Origin of the sequence: Bacillus sp. ISO11 (assembly GCF_003458115.1) — a bacterium.
Taxonomy (GTDB): domain Bacteria; phylum Bacillota; class Bacilli; order Bacillales; family Bacillaceae_G; genus Bacillus_A; species Bacillus_A cereus.
The window spans coordinates 1-1,158 of the sequence record NZ_QXCO01000090.1 but is presented as its reverse complement, the minus strand read 5'-3'; the positions used below and the strand labels follow the sequence as shown (position 1 = coordinate 1,158).

Sequence of the window (1,158 nt, the reverse complement as noted above, 5' to 3'; positions counted from 1 at the left end):
ATACAATATACCTACCTAGATTCAATTTATGTTTTAAATTGTTATTTTTTATCCACCTCAATCAAGCTAGCAAAACTAAATATCATTTTACTTTTTTATTATATAGACTATACTAATTTCTCTTCCCACTTATAGGTTTCGTTTAAGCTAAAAAATATAGCCTCAAGAACGGGATCCTGAGACTCTATTTTTATTTTAGAAAGGACAGCATAACTTTCTCTGTTTCTTCTTTACTTAAATCACCTGCAAGAATTATGACTTGAAAAGCGCTATTCTTTCCTTTTGCAGGAACAATCATTTGCATTACTTTATAGGTTTCCTCTGTATCAAGACTTTCAACTAAGGTTATTTTTGTACCTTCTAATTCATAATTTGTTACCTTTTCATTATAATCCGCTTTTTTATTCGAGAATTCTATTCCCTCAGCAGTAACTGCAGATTGGTGCACAATATATACATTATCTTTACTTTCATTTTGATATTCATAAATAAAATCGGGATTCATTTTTCCAGTAGTCATCGGTGTATTAACACCTTCTCCAGTTAATTTAAACCCTTTTACCACATAACTTGGGGTGTTAATTGGAAAATCAGCATATTTCTGTGCTTCCTTTTTAGTTAATCTAAAATGCGAATGAATTTTATCTCTAAATGGTCCAATTTCTTCACTGTTTTTCTCATATTTTTTTTCCTCTTCTGGGTCTAACTTTTCAGGACTTCCTACTTGCCTTACTTTTTTATCTAAAATATGTGCTTCTGTTTCCAATGTAATGAATCGATCAAATTCTTCTTTCGTAAACAGATTCCTCGCCACTCCAATCTCTGTAAGTAAAGTATTATAGTCTCCTTCGGAAACAAAAAATTCTGCTTCTGCCTGTTTTTTTGTACCAATCATTTTTTCTACAATTTGTTGTATAGGAATATCGGTTTGCGTTTTTGATTCTTTCATATTATTTTTCACTTCTATTTGTTGTTTCTCAGAATTAGTCGGCATATCAGCCCGGGCATTTAATAAGGATACAGATGATACAGCAATCACTGCCACAGCGCCTATCGCAGACCAACGATATGATTTTTTTTGGAATTTTTTAATCATTAGAATTCTCCTTCTTAACGCTCTCTTGTTTTTACTAAAATTTGCTATACTTGGTACTTGAT

At 31.4% G+C, this 1,158-nt stretch carries 1 pseudogene; it reads right to left on the bottom strand.

What is annotated here, in order from left to right:
- Nucleotides 1–190 precede the first annotated feature (190 nt).
- Nucleotides 191–1,158, bottom strand: a pseudogene (locus D1166_RS30915) (transcriptional regulator); the annotation flags it as partial.